24 protein-coding genes are annotated in these 23732 nt (G+C 37.2%); 20 read left to right on the forward strand and 4 right to left on the reverse strand.

The window, feature by feature from the left end; genetic code table 11:
- Positions 1-233 precede the first annotated feature (233 nt).
- The 6 genes from MKX82_RS24425 to MKX82_RS24450 all read left to right on the forward strand — a co-directional run bounded on the left by MKX82_RS24425 (position 234) and on the right by MKX82_RS24450 (position 5943).
- Positions 234-1553 carry an ABC transporter substrate-binding protein gene (locus MKX82_RS24425; protein ID WP_341080785.1) on the forward strand — a complete coding sequence of 440 codons (1320 nt, stop codon included), beginning with the start codon at positions 234-236 and terminating at the stop codon, positions 1551-1553.
- On the forward strand, positions 1553-2431 hold the full coding sequence (locus tag MKX82_RS24430) for a carbohydrate ABC transporter permease (protein ID WP_233315335.1): 879 nt from the start codon (positions 1553-1555) through the stop codon (positions 2429-2431). The genes MKX82_RS24425 and MKX82_RS24430 overlap by 1 nt, the downstream gene beginning before the upstream one ends.
- Complete coding sequence (locus MKX82_RS24435) at positions 2418-3248, forward strand: carbohydrate ABC transporter permease (protein ID WP_233315334.1); 831 nt, start codon at positions 2418-2420, stop codon at positions 3246-3248. The genes MKX82_RS24430 and MKX82_RS24435 overlap by 14 nt, the downstream gene beginning before the upstream one ends.
- Before the next feature lie 30 nt (positions 3249-3278).
- Complete coding sequence (locus MKX82_RS24440; protein ID WP_341080787.1) at positions 3279-4223, forward strand: DUF1861 family protein; 945 nt, start codon at positions 3279-3281, stop codon at positions 4221-4223.
- Positions 4220-5278 carry a BtaManbiosPhlase gene (locus MKX82_RS24445; RefSeq protein WP_341080790.1) on the forward strand — a complete coding sequence of 353 codons (1059 nt, stop codon included), beginning with the start codon at positions 4220-4222 and terminating at the stop codon, positions 5276-5278. The genes MKX82_RS24440 and MKX82_RS24445 overlap by 4 nt, the downstream gene beginning before the upstream one ends.
- 134 nt (positions 5279-5412) lie before the next feature.
- Positions 5413-5943, forward strand: coding sequence for a dihydrofolate reductase family protein (locus tag MKX82_RS24450; protein ID WP_233315331.1), 531 nt, complete (start codon positions 5413-5415; stop codon positions 5941-5943).
- Positions 5944-5982: 39 nt separating this feature from the next.
- Here the strand turns inward: MKX82_RS24450 and MKX82_RS24455 are convergent, their stop codons facing one another.
- Entirely contained in the window at positions 5983-6531 is a 549-nt protein-coding gene (locus MKX82_RS24455; RefSeq protein WP_341080792.1) for a flavodoxin family protein, read from the reverse strand.
- A gap of 203 nt (positions 6532-6734) precedes the next feature.
- Here MKX82_RS24455 and MKX82_RS24460 point away from each other — a divergent pair, with 203 nt between their 5' ends.
- The 5 genes from MKX82_RS24460 to MKX82_RS24480 all read left to right on the forward strand — a co-directional run bounded on the left by MKX82_RS24460 (position 6735) and on the right by MKX82_RS24480 (position 11651).
- The gene (locus MKX82_RS24460) at positions 6735-7397 is read left to right on the forward strand and encodes a serine/threonine protein kinase (RefSeq protein WP_233315329.1); all 663 of its coding nucleotides are present in this window, start codon (positions 6735-6737) and stop codon (positions 7395-7397) included.
- A gap of 241 nt (positions 7398-7638) precedes the next feature.
- Positions 7639-8553 carry an iron-hydroxamate ABC transporter substrate-binding protein gene (locus MKX82_RS24465; RefSeq protein ID WP_237942651.1) on the forward strand — a complete coding sequence of 305 codons (915 nt, stop codon included), beginning with the start codon at positions 7639-7641 and terminating at the stop codon, positions 8551-8553.
- Between the two features lie 100 nt (positions 8554-8653).
- Positions 8654-9568: a tetratricopeptide repeat protein gene (locus tag MKX82_RS24470; protein ID WP_341080795.1), complete on the forward strand. Its 915-nt coding sequence runs from the start codon at positions 8654-8656 to the stop codon at positions 9566-9568.
- 88 nt (positions 9569-9656) lie between these two features.
- Entirely contained in the window at positions 9657-10187 is a 531-nt protein-coding gene (locus MKX82_RS24475; RefSeq protein ID WP_233315326.1) for an SMI1/KNR4 family protein, read from the forward strand.
- Positions 10188-10733: 546 nt separating this feature from the next.
- Positions 10734-11651 (forward strand): hypothetical protein, encoded by a 918-nt coding sequence (locus MKX82_RS24480; protein WP_341080798.1) that lies wholly within the window; start codon positions 10734-10736, stop codon positions 11649-11651.
- 93 nt (positions 11652-11744) lie between these two features.
- On the opposite strand, the gene MKX82_RS24485 is transcribed toward MKX82_RS24480, so the two are convergent.
- Positions 11745-12227: a PH domain-containing protein gene (locus MKX82_RS24485; RefSeq protein WP_233315324.1), complete on the reverse strand. Its 483-nt coding sequence runs from the start codon at positions 12225-12227 to the stop codon at positions 11745-11747.
- 247 nt (positions 12228-12474) lie between these two features.
- Here MKX82_RS24485 and MKX82_RS24490 point away from each other — a divergent pair, with 247 nt between their 5' ends.
- Positions 12475-13212: a kanamycin nucleotidyltransferase C-terminal domain-containing protein gene (locus MKX82_RS24490; protein WP_341080804.1), complete on the forward strand. Its 738-nt coding sequence runs from the start codon at positions 12475-12477 to the stop codon at positions 13210-13212.
- Here the strand turns inward: MKX82_RS24490 and MKX82_RS24495 are convergent.
- Positions 13207-13473: a hypothetical protein gene (locus MKX82_RS24495; protein WP_341080807.1), complete on the reverse strand. Its 267-nt coding sequence runs from the start codon at positions 13471-13473 to the stop codon at positions 13207-13209. The genes MKX82_RS24490 and MKX82_RS24495 overlap by 6 nt on opposite strands.
- Before the next feature lie 278 nt (positions 13474-13751).
- Here MKX82_RS24495 and MKX82_RS24500 point away from each other — a divergent pair, with 278 nt between their 5' ends.
- The 3 genes from MKX82_RS24500 to MKX82_RS24510 all read left to right on the forward strand — a co-directional run bounded on the left by MKX82_RS24500 (position 13752) and on the right by MKX82_RS24510 (position 16765).
- Positions 13752-14588, forward strand: a complete 837-nt coding sequence (locus MKX82_RS24500) for a methyl-accepting chemotaxis protein (RefSeq protein ID WP_341080810.1) — start codon at positions 13752-13754, stop codon at positions 14586-14588.
- An 11-nt stretch (positions 14589-14599) separates the two neighbouring features.
- Positions 14600-15427 (forward strand): methyl-accepting chemotaxis protein, encoded by an 828-nt coding sequence (locus MKX82_RS24505; RefSeq protein WP_341080812.1) that lies wholly within the window; start codon positions 14600-14602, stop codon positions 15425-15427.
- A 321-nt stretch (positions 15428-15748) separates the two neighbouring features.
- Positions 15749-16765, forward strand: coding sequence for a 2,3-butanediol dehydrogenase (locus MKX82_RS24510; protein WP_233315320.1), 1017 nt, complete (start codon positions 15749-15751; stop codon positions 16763-16765).
- Between the two features lie 205 nt (positions 16766-16970).
- Here the strand turns inward: MKX82_RS24510 and MKX82_RS24515 are convergent, their stop codons facing one another.
- A complete protein-coding gene (locus MKX82_RS24515) occupies positions 16971-17327 on the reverse strand; it encodes a hypothetical protein (protein ID WP_233315319.1) in 357 nt (118 codons plus the stop codon).
- Positions 17328-17728: 401 nt separating this feature from the next.
- Here MKX82_RS24515 and MKX82_RS24520 point away from each other — a divergent pair, with 401 nt between their 5' ends.
- From MKX82_RS24520 to MKX82_RS24540, 5 genes are all read left to right on the forward strand, one after another.
- Positions 17729-19165, forward strand: a complete 1437-nt coding sequence (locus MKX82_RS24520) for an aryl-sulfate sulfotransferase (RefSeq protein ID WP_233315318.1) — start codon at positions 17729-17731, stop codon at positions 19163-19165.
- A 27-nt stretch (positions 19166-19192) separates the two neighbouring features.
- Positions 19193-20194 carry an ABC transporter substrate-binding protein gene (locus MKX82_RS24525; RefSeq protein ID WP_237942671.1) on the forward strand — a complete coding sequence of 334 codons (1002 nt, stop codon included), beginning with the start codon at positions 19193-19195 and terminating at the stop codon, positions 20192-20194.
- Between the two features lie 74 nt (positions 20195-20268).
- Positions 20269-21039 (forward strand): ABC transporter ATP-binding protein, encoded by a 771-nt coding sequence (locus MKX82_RS24530; protein ID WP_445738854.1) that lies wholly within the window; start codon positions 20269-20271, stop codon positions 21037-21039.
- Between the two features lie 12 nt (positions 21040-21051).
- Positions 21052-21870, forward strand: coding sequence for an ABC transporter permease (locus MKX82_RS24535; RefSeq protein WP_233315316.1), 819 nt, complete (start codon positions 21052-21054; stop codon positions 21868-21870).
- Between the two features lie 110 nt (positions 21871-21980).
- A complete protein-coding gene (locus MKX82_RS24540) occupies positions 21981-23714 on the forward strand; it encodes a DUF6044 family protein (protein ID WP_341080822.1) in 1734 nt (577 codons plus the stop codon).
- Positions 23715-23732: the final 18 nt, after the last annotated feature.

Genomic DNA, 23732 nt, shown 5'->3' on the forward strand with positions numbered 1-23732 from the left:
ATAATGTCATGCAACAAAGTCTTTATCTTTAATATTAGTGTGAATTAACTACAATTCATACTTGGTGTTTAGTCCGAAAATCGCGTTGAATAATATAAAAGACAATGTGATAATTCTAATTGTAACGTTACAATAATTTCGTATAAAAGAATTGTAATTCCCTTTTGTAATTGTAATGATAATCCACGTGTTGATGTACTGGTAAAGTAATTAATCTTAAACGGGGTGATAACATGAAGAAAAAATCTAAAAAAGTGATTTCTCTGCTTATGGCAGCAACCGCTGCTGTTTCGATTCTTTCAGGATGCAGCGGGGAAGGTAAAAAGAATGCAGATAAAAACGGGGAGACAACGATAGAATTTTGGGCAGCACCGAATATTACTCAACAAGCTTATTGGAAGGAAATGGCCAAGGAATTTGAAAAGGACAATCCAAAGATTAAGATAAATGTTAGCGCTATCAAAGAAAGTCCTTCATCTGAAGCGAGCATTCAATCCGCAATAGCGGGTAAAAGCGCTCCGACGATGTCAGAAAATATTAACCGCGGATTTGCAGCACAGCTTGCTGAAAGTAAAGCGCTCGTGCCTCTTAATGAATTAGACGGCTGGGAAGACATTATAACCAATCGGAACATGAACGAAACAGTGGAGCCGTGGAAATTTTCCGATGGAAATCAGTATGTACTGCCAATCTACTCCAACCCAATGCTTTTTGGGTGGAGGCTGGATATTTTAAAAGATCTTGGCATTAATGAGGCTCCTAAAACATACAGCGAAATGCTTGATGCTGCCAAGAAGCTTAAACAAAAGTATCCTGAAAAATTCGTGTGGGCCAAGCCGGACTTAGCAGACCCTACAGCGTGGAAAAGATGGTTTGATTTCTTCATGCTATATAATGCCGCATCAGCAGGTAATAACTTCATTGAAGGAAACAAGCTAGTTGCAGATGATAATGCGGGAATAAAGGTGTTGGATTTCATGGATGATCTGCGAAAAGAAGATGCCTATTTGTTAAAAACAGTTACTGATCCCTTTGAAACAGGAGTCGGAATTTTCACTGACATTGGTCCGTGGACACTGACATATTGGGAGGAAAAGTTTCCAAAAATGGTATACGGAGAAACGTTTACACTTGCACCTCCGCCTGTTCCAGATGAAATGAGCACAGAAAATGTTAAAACATTTGCAGATACGAAAGGATTAGTTATTTATGCTTCAGCAACAGAGAAACAAAAACAAGCGGCTATGAAATTCATGAGTTGGGTATATTCCAATCCTGAGCATGATTTAAAGTGGCTTGAACAAACCAATCTGCCGCCTGCCCGGGACGACTTAGCTGAAAATGAAGCATTCACAGCCTTCTTCAGCGAAAACCCGGCACTGCAGCCGTATGCAGATGCTGTCCCAAATGGAATTCCATCTATCGATAATCCAAAATATAACGAGCTGCAAACCTTTATTGGCCAACATGCTGTGAATCCTGTTGTAAAAGGAAAAATAACGCCTAAAAACGGCTGGAATGACATGAAAAAGGCAATAGAGGGAGGGCTTTAATGTTGAGGAAAAGCAATGGGTTGGGCTGGCTGTTTGCCAGTCCATACCTCCTCTATGCCGTCCTGTTTTTTGCCATTCCATTAGTATGGTCGTTTTATTTATCTACAACAGATTGGAACTTAATTTCTCCAGAATATAATGGGAAGGGCATTGCCAACTACATAGAAGTGTTTCGGTCTCCCGGTGTCCAAGCAGCATTCCTTGTTACCTTTAAATTTATGGTTGTTTTCGTTCCGTTAGTTATTATTTCATCTATGATTGTTGCAGCAATTGTCCATGGTCTTCCGAAATTCAAAGGTATATTCCTGATTGGTTTTTTCCTGCCATATTTAGCATCTGGTGTGGTGTCATCCTTTATTGTCAAAGGATTGCTGTCATACAATAGTCCGCTTAACACTGTTTTAAGAGGAAAGTTTGGAATCGATATCGATTGGCTTGGTTCGCCTCTAGCAGCATTATGTGTCGTCGCAGTAATAATCGCTTGGAAGTTTACTGGGTATTATGCATTGATATTAACCTCTGGGTTTGAAAGCATCAATGCAGAAATATATGAAGCAGCAGAAATCGATGGTGCTTCTAGCTGGCAAAGGTTCTTTAAGATCACACTGCCATTATTATATCCGGCAATTTACACAGTCATGATTTTGTCTATCGGTGTTACCTTTGGAATTTTCACAGAGGTATATCAATTGACAGGAGGCGGGCCAGATTACGCAACCAACACATGGCAAATGGAAATCTTCACACAAGCGTTTAAGAATTTACAGGCTGGTTATGCATCTGCGGTGGCAATCGTCGCTTCTGTGATTACGTTTTTATCCATCTTTATTATTAGAAAACTATTAGAACTGTGGGGAAAGCGCAATGGTTGGGTCTAAAAGGAAAGGATTGCTGCTTCGCTATATTGTCGCAAGTATTCTATTATGCATAATGGTTTTTCCTTATCTGTATATGGTAATGAGTTCATTTGCGGTCTGGGATCAAGTCGATAAGAGCTTGGTGCCGACACAGTTTACACTTCGCTCTTACGAATGGCTGTTCGGAGGAGGAGATGTAGCTGTACCAAGACCATGGATAAGAGCGTTCTTCAATAGTGTTATTGTTTCAGCAGGGTCTACTGTCCTCATGATGGTCACCGGAGCTGTTGTAGCCTATGCATTAGCAAAAATGAACTTTAAAGGCCGGGAAACTGTCCACAATATCATCTTGTTTCAAATGTTTTTTCCGGCGATTATTTTGTTAGTTCCGTCCTTTTTAATCATCCAAAATGCAGGGCTGTATGACACTTACTGGGCGATGATTATTCCAAAAGCAATGAGTTTATGGGCGGTGTTTATGTATACGAACTTTTTTCGTGCTATCCCAGACACTTTTATAGAAGCAGCGAAACTGGACGGCGCAGGTCATCTGCAAATTTTGAGGAGGGTTGTGCTGCCGATGTCAAAATCAATTACCACGGTCGTTTTTCTGTTCTTGTTTATGGAGAGATGGTCAGAGTTACTATGGGATATGCTTGTCATTAAGAGTGAGAATATGCTGACATTGAACGTGCTTTTATCGCAAATGTTCGGACCATATGGCGGTTATCCAGGACCGATGTATGCAGCCTCCGTTTTATTAACACTGCCAATTATCATTCTCTTCCTTTTCTTTACGAAAAAATTTCAGGAAGGAATGCAATTTACTTTAAAGTAAACAGTGCACTTAAAAGAAGGGAATTTATCTATGGAAAAACCAGTAAAAGCATTAGAGAAAATCTTACGGGAGTTTCAACAGCAGCCTCAGCCCACCAATCCACAAAAACTTACTATAACTGGGCTGAAAGGAAAAGATGTATACAATATAACCGCACCTTTTGAAGAAGGCGGAAAGATGATGATTGCAGGGAGAGTTGAATTACGGGAGAGTGAAAAATCGTCCGTCCATTTCTTTACAGAAGAAAATGGAAAATGGACACTTCTGCAGGATGCACCAGTATTTGCTTTGCAAGATCCTTTTATGACAAAAATTGGTGGCGAGTTAATTTTTGGAGGGGTAGAAACCTTTCCCCATCCTAAGAATAAAGATTTATTAGGCTGGCGGACGATCCTAATGAAAGGAGACAAGATTGCTACTTTAAAAGAGTTTGTAGCTGGTCCAGATGGTATGAAAGATTTGCGAGTAGTTGAATTAAGTGATGGTTCAATCGGGATGTTTACCCGTCCACAAGGAAAAAAAGGAGGCAGAGGAAAGATCGGTTTTAAGCGTCTGCTAACCTTAGCTGATATAACCATTCAAGAGATAGAAAATACACCATTACTGGAGCAATTTACTGACGAAGAATGGGGAGGAGTTAATGAAGCTCAACTCCTGTCCAACGGAATTATTGGTGTGTTAGGTCATATTGCTAAATTTGATGAACGTGGACACCGCCACTATTATCCGATGGTATTCATGCTTAATCCGAAAACGGGTGCTTCGTCAGAAATGAAAATCATAGCTGAACGGGCGAACTTTCAGAAGGGACCGTCTAAAAGATCAGATTTAAAGGATGTCGTTTTTAGTGGCGGCATAATACGTAATAGTGATGGAACTGCCTATTTGTATGCAGGAACTAGTGATGCAGAAGCACAGAAAATTACGATTCCAGATCCATTTCTACCATATGAAACGAAGGAGCTGAACATATGAATATTTATCGCTACGAACAAAATCCATTGCTTACACCAGAAGATATAACACCGTTTCACGAAGGATTTGAAGTTATCGGGGCTTTTAATGCGGGAATTACGGAGTATAAGAAGGAAGTAATCATGCTTGTTCGGATTGCAGAAAGACCGTTTAGCAATAGAGATAATACAGTGAAATCACCTATATTTAATCCAAACACGAAACAGCTCGATATTATGGAATTTCAACAGGACGACCCTAATTACGATTTTTCCGATCCTCGTGTGATCAGAAGAGCAAATCATAGTAAGTGGTCTTACTTAACCTCTCTTTCTTATTTGCGAATCGCCCGCAGTAAAGACGGCCGTCACTTTACAGTGGATGAACAGCCGTTTATTTATCCAGCCAATGAACTGGAGACCTTTGGCATTGAAGACCCTCGAATTACTAAAATAAAAGATACGTACTATATTTACTATAGTGCAACATCTCCTAAAGGTGTAGGCGTTGTCATGGTTTCAACAAAAGATTTTGTTCAAGTCGAAAATCATGGAATGATTTTGGCTCCAGAAAATAAAGATGTAGCGATCTTTCCAGAAAAAATAAATGGAAAGTATTATGCTTTGCATCGCCCTGTTCCAAATAGTAATGGCTCTCCAGATATTTGGATTGCAGAATCTGAAAATCTGCTGCAATGGGGGAATCACCGTCATTTAATTGGCACGAGAGCAGGAAAATGGGATTCTGGCAGAATCGGAGGAGGAGCAGTGCCGTTTCGAACAAAAAAAGGCTGGTTAGAATTGTATCATGGTGCATCACAGGATCAGCGTTACTGTATGGGGGCGGTCTTATTAGATTTACAAAACCCAGCGAAAGTTATTGCACGATCGGAGAATCCTATAGTTGAACCGGAAGCACAGTATGAAAAAGAAGGATTTTTCGGTGGAGTTGTGTTTTCTTGCGGGGTGCTGACAGAAGGGGACATCATTAAATTGTATTATGGGGCAGCAGACACATCCATGGCTTGTGCTGAACTAAGTTTGGAGGAAGTTCTTGATTCCTTAACCTACTTGTAATACCAAAAGGTGAAACAGGCTTGGCAGCTGTTAAAATACCCTCTTTAAAAATGTTACAGCACTATCCTAAAAAATAAGATTATAGTATATAATAAACAAGAACATACATTCTTGTTTGTGAAGGATGATGCCCAATGAACGAAAGAAAGCTTGTATTATATATTGCTCAAAGCTTAGATGGATATATTGCGACAAAGGATGATTCACTAGACTGGTTATTCCAAGTAGAGGGAGAAGGGGATAACGGCTACTCCGAGTTCTATGAAACAGTTGATACTATTCTGATCGGTAATCGTACATATGAGTGGATTATGGATTATGAAAAAGGTGATTTTCCGTATAAAGGAAAGGATTGCTATGTCTTCTCTCGAACCCCTAAAGAGAATACAGAATATGTTCAATTTATACAAGAGGATATTTTGCTCTTTGTGAACAAATTAAAAAAAGAAGCAGGCAAAAATATTTGGATGGTTGGCGGAGGTAATCTGCTTCAGGCTTTTTTGGAAAACAATTTGGTCGATGAACTGATTGTGACAATTGCCCCAACTGTTATCGGAGACGGCATTCCGTTATTTAAAGCTGGTAATTATAAGCTGAACCTTCAGCTGAAAGGTACACGAAGCTTTGGACAATTTGTTGAACTACAATATGAAGTAAAGAAATGAATAGAAAAAAGTCTGCAGCAACTGATGCAGACTTTTTCGTTATTCTCTCGCTAATAATTGCTTATTGAGCTCAGTTGCAGCATAAAGTGCGTTTTTGTCTGTTAAAATATCGCCAGGTTTGTTGCCAGCACCAAGAATATAGCCGGCAAAATTAACAGCGACGAAATCGAAAATATATTGAAATTGCTGAATCATCGGCAGACCTTTAATGGTAGGTGAATCGCCACCAACAGCGATGACGTATGCTTTTTTGGAAGCCATTTTCCCTTTAAAATCAGGGTAGTTAGCATCTCTTAGCATTTGGGACCAGCGATCAATAAAGTTCTTCATGATTCCTGTCATGCTGTACCAATAAATAGGTGTAGCGAATAGAATAGTATCATGTGGGAGGATACGGTTTATGACTGTATAGTAATCGTCCTTGCTATCCTGAAAGCCAATTTCGTCGTGTTGCATATCCATTATGGGTTCAATATGAAAATCTCCTAAATAAATTTTTTCGACCTTGACCCCTTTAATTACTAAGTCTGTCAGCAATTCTGTATTTCCATTCGGGCGGTTTCCCCCATATATAACGGCAACTGTCATAATAAATTCTCCCTTCTCTCCATTACTATCTCTATTTTATGAGGACAGAGATAGTAAGGAAAGCTGAATATTTTGATTGAATTAATCAATACTTTCGATAGAAATAGCTACTCTATTATTATTTTTCAGTTTGTAAAAATTTCTCTGTTCAAGTTAAGGGAACACTAAGGAAAAGATGATAAAATAGCAAGTAGCGGAGGGGAATGATGAAGAAGAATTTTATTCATTTAATAGAAACAGAGCTTTTAAAGAAAGTAGTGTTAAAAAGAGAAAAAGTGCATAATCCAGTCGTGGTAAAACGCATACCACTTGGATGGAAGTGTGTTGGAGTAGGCAATTATGCAGCTGTCTTTATGCATGATACAGAGCCAGATCTCGTCGTTAAAGTCAATGTAGTAGAACAAGAAAATCTAAAAAAGGAAGCAGATATATACAGAAAACTTGGCATTCATCCGAGCTACTCTCATCTAGTGTATGAAGGAGATAACTATTTAGTTTTAAAAAGACTAAAAGGAATCACGCTTTATAATGCCTTTGCTAAAGGAATTAGGATACCGGAAACTGTCATCGAAGATATTAATGAAGCCCTCGAATATGCGAGAAGATGTGGTCTGAATCCATATGATATCCACGGAAAAAACGTGATGATGAAGGATGGCAGAGGATATGTTGTCGACGTCTCGGATTTTTATAAAGAAGGCAAAGATGAAAAATGGGAAGATTTAGTGAAGGCATATTATAAACTATATAAAAAAACTATTTATAAGTACCCAGTAAAAATTCCTTTTAAAGCACTGGATGTTGTCAGGCATACTTATCGGTTTTACAAAAAAATCAGACGCAGGCTCCATTGGCAAAGCCAATAAAAGCCGTTCATTTTATTTTATATCTCTTAAAGGCTGGCCAATTTGACCGGCCTTTTTTAGTTGTCACAAAATTTTTAATTTGAAGGCTCAAAATCTATTGACAGAAATTAGATACGAGATTATGATTAACCCAAGAATGATTATCATTCTCATTATCATCCATTCAGGAGGGAAATAAACAGGTAAACTAGTAATACAGAAATATATACATACTATTTTATTTTAAAAGGGGTAGCAAACATTGAGCAAAAAACTTATACCATTCATTCTTCTTCTTGTATTAATTATTAGTGCTTGCGGCAATAAGACAACAGGAACATCTGGCGAAGAAACAAAAAAAGAGGAAGATTCCACAATCACATATGAATCAGAAAATGGCCCAATCGAAGTTCCAGCAGATCCACAAAGAGTTGTTGCTTTAACAAATGCAGGTTATGTTTTAAAACTTGGCGTTAATCTTGTAGGTGTAGATTCATGGTCGATGACGAATCCACGTTATGCAGACGAATTGAAGGATGTGGAAGTGGTTTCCGAAGAGAATATCGAAAAAATTGCTGAGCTGCAACCAGACTTAATTATCGCAGCAAGCACAACTAAAAACATTGATAAGCTTGGAAAAATCGCTCCGACTGTAACATATACTTATAACAAAGTGGACTACTTAACGCAGCATTTAGAAATCGGCAAGCTCTTGAATAAAGAGAAAGAAGCACAAGCATGGATTGATGATTTCAAAGCTCGTGCAAAAGCTGCCGGCGAGGAAATTAAAGCGAAAATCGGCGAAGATGCTACTGTTACCGTATTGGAAAGCTATGATAAAAGCATGTATATCCTTGGTGACAGCTGGGGCCGAGGAACAGAAATTCTTTATCAAGCAATGGGCTTAAAAATGCCTGAAAAAGTAAAAGAAATGACGGAAAAAGAAGGCTACTACACGCTGTCTTCTGAAGTCCTTCCAGAATATGTTGGTGATTATCTTGTAATAAGCAAATATAATGACCAAGATAACTCTTACCAGGAAACAGATGTATACAAAAATATTCCTGCAGTAAAAAACAACCATGTATTAGAAGCTAATGCATATGAGTTTATCTTTAATGATCCAATTTCTTTAGATTACCAATTAGATTTCTTTAAAGAAAACTTCTTGAAATAAGATGTAGAGAGTGCACTTTAACGAAAAGTGCACTCTTTTTTTAAATGGAGAGAATGTTATAATACTAGACAACAAGCATAACGGCAGAAAGGATTTTTTAATGAGTCAAAACACAAAGGCGATAAAGTTTTATGAAAACAATGAATTAGATAAAGCATGGGAGATTTTTAAGCAAGAGATAAGGAATAATAGAGGCGTGCAATCTTTAAATAACTTCGCTTGGATGCTATATAGAGAAGAAGAGAATACCCAAGCTGCAATTCCACTTCTAAAAGAAGTGATTGCTAGTACTCCAAGTTCCCATTTTCCATACAATCTATTAGGTGAAATATACATAACAATAGCAGATTGGGATTCCGCCATTCCCATTTTAATAAAGGCGATTGAATTAGAGCCAACTTTAGAAGCTTACAATAATCTTGGTGTAGCGTATTATCATAAAGACGAAAAAAGCAAAGCGTTGCAATGTTTTTTTCATGCCTCAAAACCTTCTGAATACACAATGTATAGTTACGTGAAATGCCTTGCTGATTTAGAGAGATATGAAGAGGCGGAGAGCATACTAGATACCTTCTCCGATAAGGAGGGAGATTTTGTCGGTGCAGTAGACTTGGCAGATTTATATGCAGAAATAAATGCCCATCATAAGGCAAACTTTTGGTTTGAAAAAGGATGGGCAAGTTATTGGAAAGAGCCCAATTGGGTCAGCCGCTACACCTATTGTCTTGTTCAAACAGGTGAGAGGGAGAAGGCAAGAAGAGTATTGGATAACTTGATAAAGGATAAGCAAATCGAGCTCCAAGAAAGTTATGAAGAAGTATGCGATGAAACCTGGACAGAGGAAGACAAAAAAGAAGATATGGAAGAAATCCAAATGCACATTAAGCTATATGAACAAATGCTCGAGCAGGCAATAAACGGCATCAAAGAGCCAATGGAATATGCGCCGCAAGTCGAAAAAGCATGCTATTTATTCGGTTGCGAGCGTCATGGACATACAGAATATAATGACTAGAACTGTTATTGGGTAATCAATGAAAGAATTTAATTTTATATGACAATACACAAGGAATAGACATAGATTAAATAATGGAGGAATAGAAATGAGCTATTTTAAGGGAGTAGACTTAGACCGTTTTTGGGATGACAGCGAGTATGCTAAAGAGGAATATATTTCTGATTCACCTACAGAAGAGGATATTTCTAAACTTGAAAGAGACTTAGGATATAAACTGCCTGCGTCTTATATTTGGCTAATGAAAAAACATAATGGCGGAATTCCAGTAAAAGATTGTTACCCTACTACAGTACCGACAAGTTGGTCTGAAAATCACATTGCAATAAGTGGGATATATGGTATAGGATACAGCAAAAGCAATTCTTTAGGTGGTGATTATAGCACTGAATTTTGGATGGAGGAATGGGGATATCCTAATATCGGCATAGCTATTTGTGATTGTCCATCAGCTGGACATGATATGGTTTTTCTTGATTATCGAGAATGCGGCCCAGAAGGCGAACCGTGTGTCGTACATATCGATCAAGAAGATGATTACAAAATCACTTGGTTGGCTAAAGACTTTGAAAGTTTTATTCAAGGTCTTACCACTGACGATGTGTTTGAAGACGAATAAATTAATATGCTGAGAGGGATTAAAAGGACTATTAGATGTTAATCTGTAGTCGTTTTATCTAGTTGAAGGGTAGTATTAAATTTCTCATAGTGAGCTGGAAAGAAGATATTTCCGTTTGGAAGCTAGATAAACAAATTAAATTTTACGCAGTCAAATCATTTAGAAATGGAAATTTTAGATATTGTATTTAGGGAAATTTTTTTAAAAATATAAAAAATGATATACAGGATGTTGAAAATATAAAAAAGTAAATTTTTTTGTGAGTAGAAGAAAAGTGTACATACGACGAAAGAGATTTTCTTTGGAGATCTTTTTCTTATTTGATTAAGGAGAATATATACTCAATCAGTAATTACGAAATGCTATAATAATCCCGTTAATTTTATAGAAGGCGGAAACATAAATAAGGAAAATTGGATTCAACTATCCGAAGCTGAACATTGCATAAAAGGAGCTTTATACATATGAAACCTTATTAGCTCATTACCGTATATATTCCAATGGTACAATTGTTAGAGAAATAAATAAGGAGGTATCTTGCATTACATGGCAAAACAATTTAAAAAAGTTAAATTGGAACTACTTGTCAAAGAATATTTTAGTCAAAACGTATATCCTATTGTTAGTAATAAAGCTGCAGAATTTATGATTATAAGAGACGGTAATCTTGAATTCTATCAGGCAAAAAAGAAATCTCGTGGGTACACAGAAGTAATTGATAGCATTAATATTATTAAAAAATATCCTCTTTCGGAACTAAGCCATGTAACCATTGATTATTTTGTATTGTCTACAAAATATGTTTTTTCGAATAACTTACAAATAAGCGTATATGCGCCCGCAGAGAAAAAGGATAAATTTCAACTACAAAACGAATTGGTTGATATAGGGATAACTGCAAAAGTTTTAGAAAGAAAATGGTACAATAAAATTTTAGGTTTTCGCTCTAAAAAAATATGGAAGATGGCCATTGCTAGTATTTTTTATTTTATTTTCATCTATGTAAATATTGTAGGGTTTTTAGCATTCTTAGAAAATGAAAAACATATTCGACAGGAACAAGCAATAGAACAAGAGAATCGAGAAAAACAAAGGGAAGAAAGAGCAAGAGAAAAAGAAGAAAGAAAAAAAGAACAACAAGAATTAGAAGAGAATAAAGGAAAAGCAATAATTGATTTTAAAAATAACGGAATTGAAAAGTTAATTGAAGAGTATAATGTGGTCCAAAGTATAGAAGTTAAAGAAAATAGTATAGAGACTATCTTTTTTGATGTATATGTCGATGAAGAATCATGGTCTGAATTAACGAATAGTAAAAAGTTAAGTCTTGCAGCATCCTTAGAAACATACATAGAAAAAGAAGTAGATCCATATTCCATTAGTATGGATGTTTATAGTCATACCAATGAGGACAAATTAGCACAAAGAACATTCTTCCGGAATAGATGGGAGATTATAAGGTAGATATAAGTACGTTCAAAACCTTTAGCAATTTTAACGCTGCTAAAGGTTTCACGTATCCATATGAATTAAGATAGTAATAATCAATAATAGAGATTATTGATTTATAAGTTTTGTTTTTATAAGCTCAAATTCTGCAGCAGATAAATGACCATCTTCTTTTAATTTTACAAGTTTCAATAATTCATCTGCTATAAAATAATTCGTTTTTCCCTCTGATATTAATTCTTTATCATTATTATATTCTTCAATTTTGTCAGCAATTAAACTTCTTGATTTACTAAGGTTCTCCCTAGAACCACTTTTTATTTCCATAACTTGTTGGGAGTTTTTAACATATATACTTAGAATCGAACCTGAAAAATTGTTTTTTAATTCTACTGAACCAATCTTTTCATAATCTATTTCTTCTATGGATTCGCCTGTCCAAATACCATCCGTACCAAATATCAGTCGTGTATCAGTATGTGCCAATGCCCCCAGGACATCATCATTTATACATTCGTAGACATGATAAATTTCTTCATCATCTTTTAGTAAGCTTTCAATATACATAATATGCTTGCTTTTTTTCGCCAATTTACTATCCCTCCTTAATTTAAATTATATCAAATGTCTTAAGAGTAGCCCAATTAGTATACAAGTATAGAGGATTCTGTTTAAAATTTATTCAAACAGTTTCTCAAAAAAACAATCTTGCCAGTTTAACGGAAGAAGAAATAAATGTAATTAACAGGAAAATCAAATGTTTTGTTGAACCCCTTTTAAAATAAATGGAGAATATGGCATATATGCCCGTAATATGTGAATGGGAGTTGTAAAATAGATGACTTGGCAGCCTAAAAAGTTCTCTACTGAGGAAAGATTTGAAATTGCTAATAAAATACTTATAGAGTTAATAAAGCAATACAAGCAAAACCTTCTCTCTGTTGCGTTAGAGGGTTCCACAGCAAAGGGATTGGACGGTCCTGAATCCGACTTAGAATTAAGAGTAGTAATAAAGGAGCGAGAAAGTAGTTTGGAAGCATTTTTCTATAAAGGTATGTTTGTTGGAATAAATTTTAGGTCCCCAGAAAAAATGATATCAAAAGCAAAAAATATTGAATTAGAGTGGTCAGTAAAAAGTGATGTTCTTTATACATGTAAAGTTTTATATGATCTAACTAATTTCTATGTAGAATTAAGAGAAACCGTAAAAGAAGCAGAAGAACTAATAGACTTAAACAGCCTATTTAAAGATGCGATTACAGATATGTATGAACATGTTTATAAGTTGTTTTTATTAAGTGAAACAGTTACAATAATTGCTCAAGAAGCAAGACTAGTGGCTTATTGGGCAGTAATGTCGGTTGGATTAAAAAATAAACACACATTTTTATCAAGTCGGATTATTTACAAAGAATGTTTCGAGTTGGATTCTTTAACTGAAGCGTTTGAACAGAGGATACGTGGCTTAGTATCTTTAAAGACTGATGTCCAAAATTTAAAAAAGAATGTAGGAGAATTATGGGTCGCAACTCTTAATTGGGCTGGAATCTCGAAAAAAGATTTATCCTTTTTATAACAGATGTGATTTTGTGAGTAAATCCCATTGGGTTCCCTTTAGCGCAGGATTTGGAACAATGGTACTTCTATATATTGTCGGATCTATTACTGAAATAGATATTCTTATTCTTAAAGTTTCACTCTCATATACCGAAATCTCTATTTTACCAATTATTGCTGGATTACTGATTGGGTTAATAACTAAACAAACAATAAGATGTAAATCTAATGTTAAAAATATATAGCCACTTAAACTACAATCAATTTTTTTATTTTCCACATTTATATAATATTAAACAAGACTGCAGCTCATACTTGCAGTTTTTTTATTTTCTATTATAGGAAACGTTTACTCATTAACAGCTACCATACCCAGTACTAATTATGCTATTGGCAAAAGCCAAAAGTTATCTATCATACATTTTTACTATCTCCTTCACTAAAAAAGTCTGATTTTCTACAAAATATAACAAAATCAGACTTTTTTTTAGTGAATTGCTTCACATTTAGTACTTATTGCCGATATAAAGGAAAAATACATATGGAGGAGCTTGTTTTATGAATTCTACTATTCAGGCAGTAGTCAATATTGCCCCGATTATAAAAGATACGCTAGGACCAACAGCCGCAATGGGTGTGCTGGATACGGAGAAGTTTGTTTACTTTTCGCCGTCAACGCTCTTGAATTTGGATGTTGAAGCAGGAAAAACAAGACTGGATGAGCATGAAGTTTATCTGCGCGCACTTAGAGGCGAACAAATTATTTCTAAAACAGAAGATGCAAACATTTTCGGTGTGCCTGTAGTGACTTCTATTACGCCAATTAGGGATATAGATACAAATGAAATTGTTGGCTTGTTATCTTTATCGCGAACATTGGAGCATCAAGATAAGCTAGATAAAGAGCTTAGCAGAATCAATGAAGTAATTGATGCGTTGCAAGGCAAGGTGCAGTATGTTGCCGCACAGGCAGAAGAGCTTTCCGCAACCAGCAGCGATATTAACGACCAAGCAAAAAGTGCAAGCCAAAACTCTCGCCAAATCGGCGAAGTAGTTCAGTTAATTGAACAAATATCTACACAGACAAATCTTCTTGGATTAAATGCAGCTATTGAAGCAGCTCGTTCTGGCGATGCTGGCAGAGGCTTCGGTGTTGTGGCAGATGAGATTAGAAAACTATCTAACAATACGAAGGAAGCAGTGAAGACAATTGGTAAATCCTTAACGGAAATCCGTGCCAGCATTGAGAATCTGACACTCAGCATTAATGAGGTCTCCACTTCATCAGATGAGCAATCTGTTATCATGGTTGAATTCATGGATGAAATTCAGGCTTTGGATGCAAAAAGCAAACAGATAATTGAAAAAATGAAAATAGTAACTAACCAGGAATAGGAGATGGAAATATGCATTTAACACTACAAGCGTTGGTTAAACTAGCACCTGAAATCAAAAAAAACCTTGGTGAAAATTGTGCTGTTGTCGTTACCGACACAGAGAATTTCATCTTTTCCTCCCAGTCAAAAGATTTGGATTATAGTGTTAAAGTCGGTGACTTTGCATTTACGGAAGATAACGATATCCTGCGTCAAGCACTTAACGGAGAAAAAATAAAAATACATATTCCTAAAGATCGCTATGGTGTTGGTATGCACTATTCCGCTAATCCTATTCGTGATGAAAACGGTGAGATTGTCGGTGTATTCCAAATCACCAAAACATTGAAAGACGAAGAACTATTAGATGAAGATTTGGATGAATTACGCTCGATCGTCAGCAGTCTGCAGGGAAAAGTACAACAAGTTGCCGCTCAAGCGGAGGAACTTTCCGCAACCAGCACAGATATAAATGGTCAAGCAGCTCATGCAAATGAGAACTCTCAGGAGATTAGTAAGGTTGTTAAATTAATTGAAGATATTTCATCACAGACAAACTTGCTTGGCTTGAATGCTGCCATTGAAGCAGCCCGTTCTGGCGATGCTGGGAGAGGCTTCGGTGTTGTGGCAGATGAAATACGCAAGCTTTCCATTGGAACAAAGGATGCAGTAGGTACGATTGGTAAATCTCTTCAAGAAATACGAACAAACATGGAGAATTTGACAGTGAGTATTGGTGAAGTATCCACTGCATCAGCAGAGCAATCTCGTGTCATGGTTGAGTTTATGGAAGATATCCAAAATCTAAATGAACAAAGCAATGATATCGGACAATACATCAAAAATATTACATCTTGAACAGAATCATAGAAACAAAGCGACATTTCACTTGTTAATTACGAGTTAGTATGCGACCTAGTTGGTCGCATACTAGGCATTGCTTATGCACTATTTTATCCAACATAACTTGCTAAATGATATTCTGCGTACAGTTTTAAGCAGAACGATAGAAAAGTATTTTAATACGCAAAAGCAGGATAATTGTGTTTTAGTAACTAAGTTACATATAATTAGTTAGAATAGTTTTAATTCGAGATTGTAATCAGTGGATAAGATGAACCATCAGCAATGAATGTCATTAATATAGCAGCTGGTTACAGAAAATTGGGGGATAATGTTATGAAGTCTTTAGTATATTACGGTTCAAAAGATGTAAAAATTGAAGAAGTCACTGAACCGGTAGTTACAGAAGGAACTGTAAAAGTTAAAGTTAAATTCGCTGGTATATGTGGGACAGATTTACACGAATATCTACATAAAACATTTGTAACAGAAAATAAAATGATTTTAGGCCATGAATTTACAGGAGAAATTGTGGAAGTCGGCAATAATGTAACTAAATTTAAAGCTGGCGACAGAGTTGCGATTGAACCGATTTGGGGATGTGGTGAGTGTCAAACATGTAAAACTGGAAATTATAATATTTGCCCTAATATGAAATCATATGGCATTCACGAAAATGGCGGTTTCGCTGAATATGTTGTCGTGAAAGAAGCAAATGTATTTTTATTGCCTGATACACTCAAGTTTGAATTTGCCGCTTTAGTAGAGCCTCTTGCCGTTGTATTGCAGGCAATTCGAAAAAGTAAGTTCAAAATTGGCGATAGCGTCGCACTTTTTGGAGCAGGACCAATCGGGCTGCTGTTATCCGAGAGCTTGAGAGCAGCAGGAGCAAGTAAGATTTTTGTGGCAGAAGTTAGTGAAGAACGCAGAAAACTAGCATTGAAAATGGGTGCGGATGTAGTAATAAATCCGCTGGAAGAGGATGCTGTTCAAGTTATTCAAAACCATACCAATGGGGGAGTAGATGTTTCCTTTGACGTTGCTGGAGTAGAAGCTACATTCAACCAATCACTTGATTGCATCAAACCAAATGGTGAGTTTATGATTGTAAGTGTGTTTGCAAATCCTGTTAAGTATCACCCTACAACACAAGTAGTCAGTGAGAAAAAAATCAATTCTTCTCTCGGTTATAATAACATCTTTGCCCAAGCGATTGATTTGTTATCAAAGGGATCATTGAATGTTGAGCCAGTCATCACAAGTATCATAGCATTAGATAACATTGTGGAAGACGGGTTTGAAAAACTAATTAATGATAAAAATGAATGCAAAATTTTAGTTCGTCCGAACTAATTAAAAAGAAGCGGCAGAGCCTATCTGCCGCTTCTTTACTATTATGTTATTTCATTGCCTTTTTCGCCATGTGGGAGTTGTTAAACTAAACTGTCAGTATAATACATTCCATAAGTAAGGTTAAAACCTAGAGTTGCAGTAATGAAAACATATCTTTTCATTACAGAACGAGAATGCTGCCATTCTCGTTCTGTAATGCGGATTTTTAGCTGTCTTGATCTTGGTCATTGTCCTGCTCGTTATCTTGGTCTTGATCAGCATCCGCATTAGCACGGGAGCGTGATTGGACACGAGCTTTGGAATCGGAATGAACATCAATGTTCAAGTCGATTTTAGCATTACCAGAATCGTTGACTTTAGCGACGTTCGTGTTTTTATCAAGGTTTTTGACAGTATTATCGTTATCTACTTCTGTGTCTACTCTTAAGTCGTTATCTACATCAAAGTCTACATTTGCATCAGAACGGCTGTCGCTGTCGCCTGAACGTGAATTAGAGTTGTTGCTTTGGTTTGAATTCCCACCATTATTGCTTCTTCCGAAGAACCACGGTCTTCTACTCATTATAAATCCCTCCTTGTCCTTATTCATTACATAGTTTATTCAGCAAAGATAAAATGAGCTGGTTAGTTACATTAGGACAGGCATGGATTTTTCAATAATTCAGCAGCTGTAACAAAGCTGGTTGAATACCTAGTAATTTTATCTGAATAGTTAAAAAATCGTTGACACTTCCTTTTAAGTCCTGTTATGATAATTCTCAAGAAACAAACAAATAGATAAAGAATCGACTAGATCACTAGAGATTCAATGAAATGCTGCATTTGCATTTTGTTGAGTCTCTTTTTTTATTATTGTTTATCAGTCGATAAGGAAGTAGGGGGTATGAAAAAAAGAGAGATTAGACATTTTTGTGCATTAATCCGATTAAACCAATTTGAAAAATAGAAAAGGAGAGAGTAAATATGGGACATCCTACAATTTATCCGACAGGAGCAACAATCTATTCACCTACTAAAGCTTGGAGCGGCTACACTATTTTTCAAGCACCAGATCTTGGGGCATTATTGATTGATATGAATGGCAGAGAGGTCCACTTGTGGAAAGGCTTGAGAGGCTTTCCGAATAAAATTTTCCCTGGTGGCTATGTATTAGGACACACCTTTAACAGAGACCCGCAGCATGGTTTTCAGGATGAAGGAGATTTGGCGCAAGTAGATTTTGACGGCAATATTGTCTGGAAGTTTGATAAACATGAGTTTATTACGGATCCAGGCTATGAGGGGAGATGGATTGCTAGAGCACATCATGACTATCAGCGTGAAGGCAGTTCTGTTGGATATTACGCGCCAGGGCAGGAGCCGAAAGTTGATGAAGGCAATACGTTAATTCTAGCTCACCGTAATGTAGTCAACTCGAATATTTCGAAGTTTGAGCTGTTAGATGATGTCATTCTAGAAGTGGATTGGAACGGCAATATTGTTTGGGAATGGTCATTCAGCGATCATTTTGATGAATTGCAATTTGATGAGGAAGCAAAGAAAACCATCTATGAACAGCCAAACCGCCGATTCTTCGGAAATGAGTCTGGTGACTGGCTTCATATAAATTCAATCTCTGCAGTAGGTCCAAACCGTCATTATGACAATGGAGATGAAAGATTCCACCCAGACAATATCATTTGGGATGCAAGGGAAGCAAATATCATTGGCATAACGGATAAACGTTCTGGTAAGATTGTCTGGCAAATCGGACCAGATTATTCTACTGAGGAGCTAAAGGAGATTGGCTGGATTATCGGACAGCACCATGCTCATATTATTCCGCAAGGGCTGCCTGGTGAAGGAAATCTGCTTGTGTTTGATAACGGCGGCTGGGGAGGATATGGCGCTCCGAATCCTGGTTCTCCAGACGGTACGAAAAACGCTTTGCGCGATCATTCCCGCGTATTGGAAATAGATCCGATCACGTTAAAAATAGTTTGGCAATATACAGGTCAAGAAGCAAACTATCAAGCTCCTACAGATTCCTATCGGTTCTACAGTCCATATATTAGTTCAGCTCAGCGGTTAGAAAATGGCAACACATTAATAACAGAGGGCTCCAACGGCCGTATATTTGAAGTAACAGCAGACCATGAAATTGTTTGGGAATATATTTCGCCATTCAAAAATGCTCGTAATTCCAATATGGTATACAGAGCATACAGAGTTCCTTACGGCTGGGTTCCACAGCTTGAGAAACCAGAAGAAATAGAAATACAGCCATTGGAGATTGAAACATTTCGAGTGCCAAATGCGGCGCCAAGCGGAATTAATTCCGCAGTTGAAGTAAAAGGAGCAGCATCAATTGGAGAAGGAGCACTTTGCGTTGCACGGTTTGATGAACAAGAGATAAAATAACTAGTTTTAAAAGGGGGGAATTTCTTCATGAAGCAAAAATATAAACTAGCAGCTTTCAGCCTGATCTTATCTGTTTTTTTAGCAGGCTGCTCAAGCTCCACTTCAGGAAGTGAAGGCAAGGACGCTATAAAGATAGGAATTGATACAGCGGCAGGCGGTTCCTTGCAAATTAGGGCGGCAAATGCAGAAGGGTTTTTTACAGACCTGGATATCGACCCGAAAATCTCTAACTTTGCATATGGTATTGATACTATCAATGCATTACTGACAGAACAGACTGACACAGGGTTAGCAGCAGATTATGTACTTCTAAATTCCTTAAATAGAGGAGATTTAGTTGTTATTTCTTCTTTAAGTCATAGCACAGAAGCAACTATTAAAGAATCTGAGTTTGTGGCTGTAAAGGGAATAGATACGCCTGCTGATTTAAAAGGGAAACGCATCGGTGTCGCAAAAGGAACAGTATCGGAATATCATTGGGCTAATTATCTAGCAACAATTGGCGTAAGTGAAAAGGATATCGAATACGTGCCATTCAGCACACCTGATGAAGCAATCGTGGGCGTGAAAAAAGGAGATATTGATGCCGTTTTATCAAGCGGAGCAGTATTAGAGAAATTAAAAGCGATTGACGGCGTACATACCATCGATAATTTGAGCTCAGCCAATATTTCCACAAGCAGTTATCTTGTTGCCAATAAAGAATTTGTTGAAAACAACGAAGAAGCTGTCGTAAATCTCTTGAAAGCCATTAAAGAAGGGATTGCTTATGTGAAAGAAAATCCTGATGGGACAGCAGAAATTGCCTATAAGGAACTGAAAGTGAAAAAAGAGGATACCTTACGCGACCTAGAAAATATCAATTACACGATTGGTTTTACAGAAGAGGATATTAAGCACTTAAGTGATATGAAACAATGGCTCCTAGACAGGGGACTATTAAAAAAAGACTATAATATCGAAGATAAGCTGGCGTTAGATGCGCTGCAGAAGGCATTACCTGAAGAAGTAACCTATAAAAGCAAGTAAATAAAGGGGAGGTGGATTCTGTTTCAACTTGTGAATCCACCATCATCCTTGTAAGAAAGAAGGGAGTAGATAAAATGACAATGGTTCAAACAGATGCTCCTAATATTGTTTTAAAGGGGTTATCAAAAACATTTTCTGAAACTCAAGAACAAGGAAGCTATGTATTAGAAAATGTTGATTTAACGATAAACCGCGGAGAATTTTATATTTTACTAGGTCCAAGCGGCTGCGGAAAATCAACTTTATTAAATATTCTTGCTGGATTTATTGAGAAGTCAAGCGGTGAGTTGACGATTCAAAGCCAATCAGCACCTCAGGAAGAAAATCGAGGCTTTGTATTTCAATCAGCTGATTCAGCCCTTTTTCCATGGCTCACGGTAGAAGAAAATGTGGAATTTGGTTTGAAAATGAAGAAGGTCCCTGCTGCAGAAAGAAAAGAAATTGCCAATTATTATATTAAACTGGCTGGGTTAGCAGGGCATAATCAAAAGTTTCCTAAGGAAATATCCGGCGGAATGAAACAGCGTGTGCAGTTGGCACGTGTTTTAGCAAATGATCCGCAAATACTCTTGATGGATGAACCATTTGGCGCCTTAGATGCAATGACAAGAAGAACGATGCAAAAGGAGCTTATTAGAATATGGACAGAAACAAATAAAACAGTGATATTTGTTACCCATGATATTCAGGAGGCTCTAATGCTAGGGCAGCGGATTGGAATAATGTCAGTTGGACCTTCTTCTAAAATAATTCAATCCTATCAAATCGACATGTCATATCCACGAGAAATAACTAGTCCTGATTTTAATGAGTATTATAAAGTAGTTCAGTCGCATTTTGACTAGGGAGGATTAAGAATGAAAACGACCATTCAGCAGGAAATAAATATAAAGCCAACAGTGAAGAAACTGCCTGTAAAAGCCTACTGGAGAAAGATTTTAAAAACAGGGATAATCACCTGGATAGGGCTGCTGCTCATCTGGACAATTGCTGCATATTTCTCTGATCCGCAATTTTTACCAAGTCCGCTTGCTACATTGCGCGGCGCTATCGAACTTGGTAGTGATGGGTCCTTATTCATTTATATGGCATACAGTTTAGTCCGGGTCCTGATAGGCTGGCTTCTCGGAAATATTGTTGCGATTCCACTGGGATTATTTATCGGCAGCAATAAAACCGTTCGTGCTCTCGTTGAACCAGTGATAAATTTTGTCCGTTTTATCCCGCCACTTGCATTTATTACTTTATTTATGCTTTGGTTTGGGATTGGCGAGCAATCCAAAATATTCTTAATTATGTATGCTACATTTTTTGTTGTCACGATTAATACACTGACTGGAGTGCTTTCCATCTCTGAGGATAAAATACGTTCTGCCAAAAGCATGGGAGCAAGTGATCTGCAAGTATTGCGATATGTTGTCATTCCAGCAGCCATTCCCTTTATCTTTACAGGGGCAAAGCTTGCGATGGGTTCGTCCTTCATGGCAATCATTGGCGCCGAAATGGTTGCAGCCAATGAAGGGATAGGCTTTATGATCTGGAATGCACGATTATATTTTCAAACAGATTGGATTTTTGTTGGTCTAGTGGTCTTAGGATTGATGGGCTTTTCAATGGACCGGATATTTGCTTGGGCAGGCAGGAAGTTTTTGAAGAGATATAATATTGTTTCTTAAAGTATTTGTGACCTTACAATCTGTAAGGTCTTTTTGTATTTTTGTAAATTTTTATGAAACAAACAGGAGAACAAAGTCGTTATCTATAAGTAGGTTATAATTATCCTTTTATGGATAAAAATAACATTAGCGATTATTTTGAGGTGATACACTTGTTCTTTTCAAATCTCAAGCATGAGCAAAAATTAGTTGCAGGAGCTTTTATTTTACTAGCTCTGTATTTATCTCCCTTAATTGTGCTTGGGGAAAACGCCCATATTCGGGTCCATGATAATCTCGATTCAAATCTGGCATGGTATAAAGTGCTCGCAAATAGCGGTGAGCTCATCGGCACTTTGGATGCTGTTACACCGCAAATCATCAATGGGCTTCCACGTAATGCTTTCGGTTCGGAATTTACGCTGATTGTTTGGCTTTATAAATTCTTTCCAACAATGGTTGCTTATACACTTAGCCAAGCAATAACAAGGGTTGTTGCCTTTATCGGCATGTACTTGCTTTTAAAAAAGCATATTATTAAAAATCCTGAGTTTAGTTTTATTACAGTTGGGGCAGCTGTGGCCTTTGCGTTAACACCGTTTTGGCCGTCGGGCATGCTGAGTACATTAGGAATGCCGCTCGTACTATGGGCATTGTTAAATATCCGCAATGGGGAGCGGTCATGGAAAAACTATCTCACATTAACATTAGTGCCATTTTATGCGAGTATTGTTCTTGGCTTTTTCTTCTTTTTAGCAGCAATCGGTTTATTTTGGCTGTATGAGGCCATTAGGAAAAAAACTTTGAATATTCCCTTCCTGCTTGGGATTGCTTATATAAGCTTTGTGTTTTTAATCGTTGAATACCGGCTTGTATACTCCTTTTTATTCGAGCAGGAACAGACAAGCAGGGACGAGTACTTCCATGCAAGACTTACGTTTGCTCATTCGCTGAAACTGACCGTAAAAAACTTTGTCTTCGGACATAACCATGTCATGACCGTTCATGGGCTGTTTGTTTTGGCAGCCATCATTCTTTCTCTCCTCCTTATTGTTAAAAACAAAGAGTGGCGCAGTCAACGGCTGTTTATATGGCTGTTTGCTCTCAACTTTATTCTTTCAGCATGGTATGCTTTCTGGTTTTATCGAGGCTGGTTGCCATTAACAGAGAGATTTCAGTTTTTAGATACCTTTAATTTTGCCCGGTTTCATTTTTTACGGCCTTTAGTCATTTACGTAAGCTTTGCTCTCGGTTTGAAAATCCTAATAGAGAGCTCGCCGAAATGGAAAGGGACAGTTAAATTTCTGCTAATCGGTCAGATTTTGCTGTTGTTTGCTTTTAATGATGAAATTATTTATCATGATAAGCCGACTGTTAAAGAGTTTTATGCGGAAGATGTATTCGCAGATATTGAAGCACATATTGGTTTACCTAAAGAGGATTATCGTGTCGCAAGCATTGGGCTGCATCCGGCTGTCTCCCAATATAACGGATTTTACACTATTGATACATATAATAATTTTTATTCGCTAGCCTATAAGCATAGTTTTCGGAAAATCATGGAGCATGAGCTGGCAAAAAACAAAACAATTCGGACTTATTTTGATGAATGGGGCGGGCGCTGCTATATATTCACAGCTGAGCTGGGCAAACATTATATGTTTGAAAAAACATCTACTAAAAAAATTAAGAACTTAGAATTAAATATGGAGCATTTTGCAGAAATGGGCGGACGCTATATTTTCTCTGCTGTGCCCATTGAGAATGCTGCTGAAAATCACCTGCAGCTTGACGGTCAATTTACATCGAACAATACAGTATGGAAAATATATTTGTACAAGGTAACAGATATAGAAGGGGTATAAATAGAAAAAGAGCCTTCC

The organism is Niallia sp. FSL R7-0271, assembly GCF_038005785.1.
Taxonomy (GTDB): Bacteria; Bacillota; Bacilli; order Bacillales; family Cytobacillaceae; genus Niallia.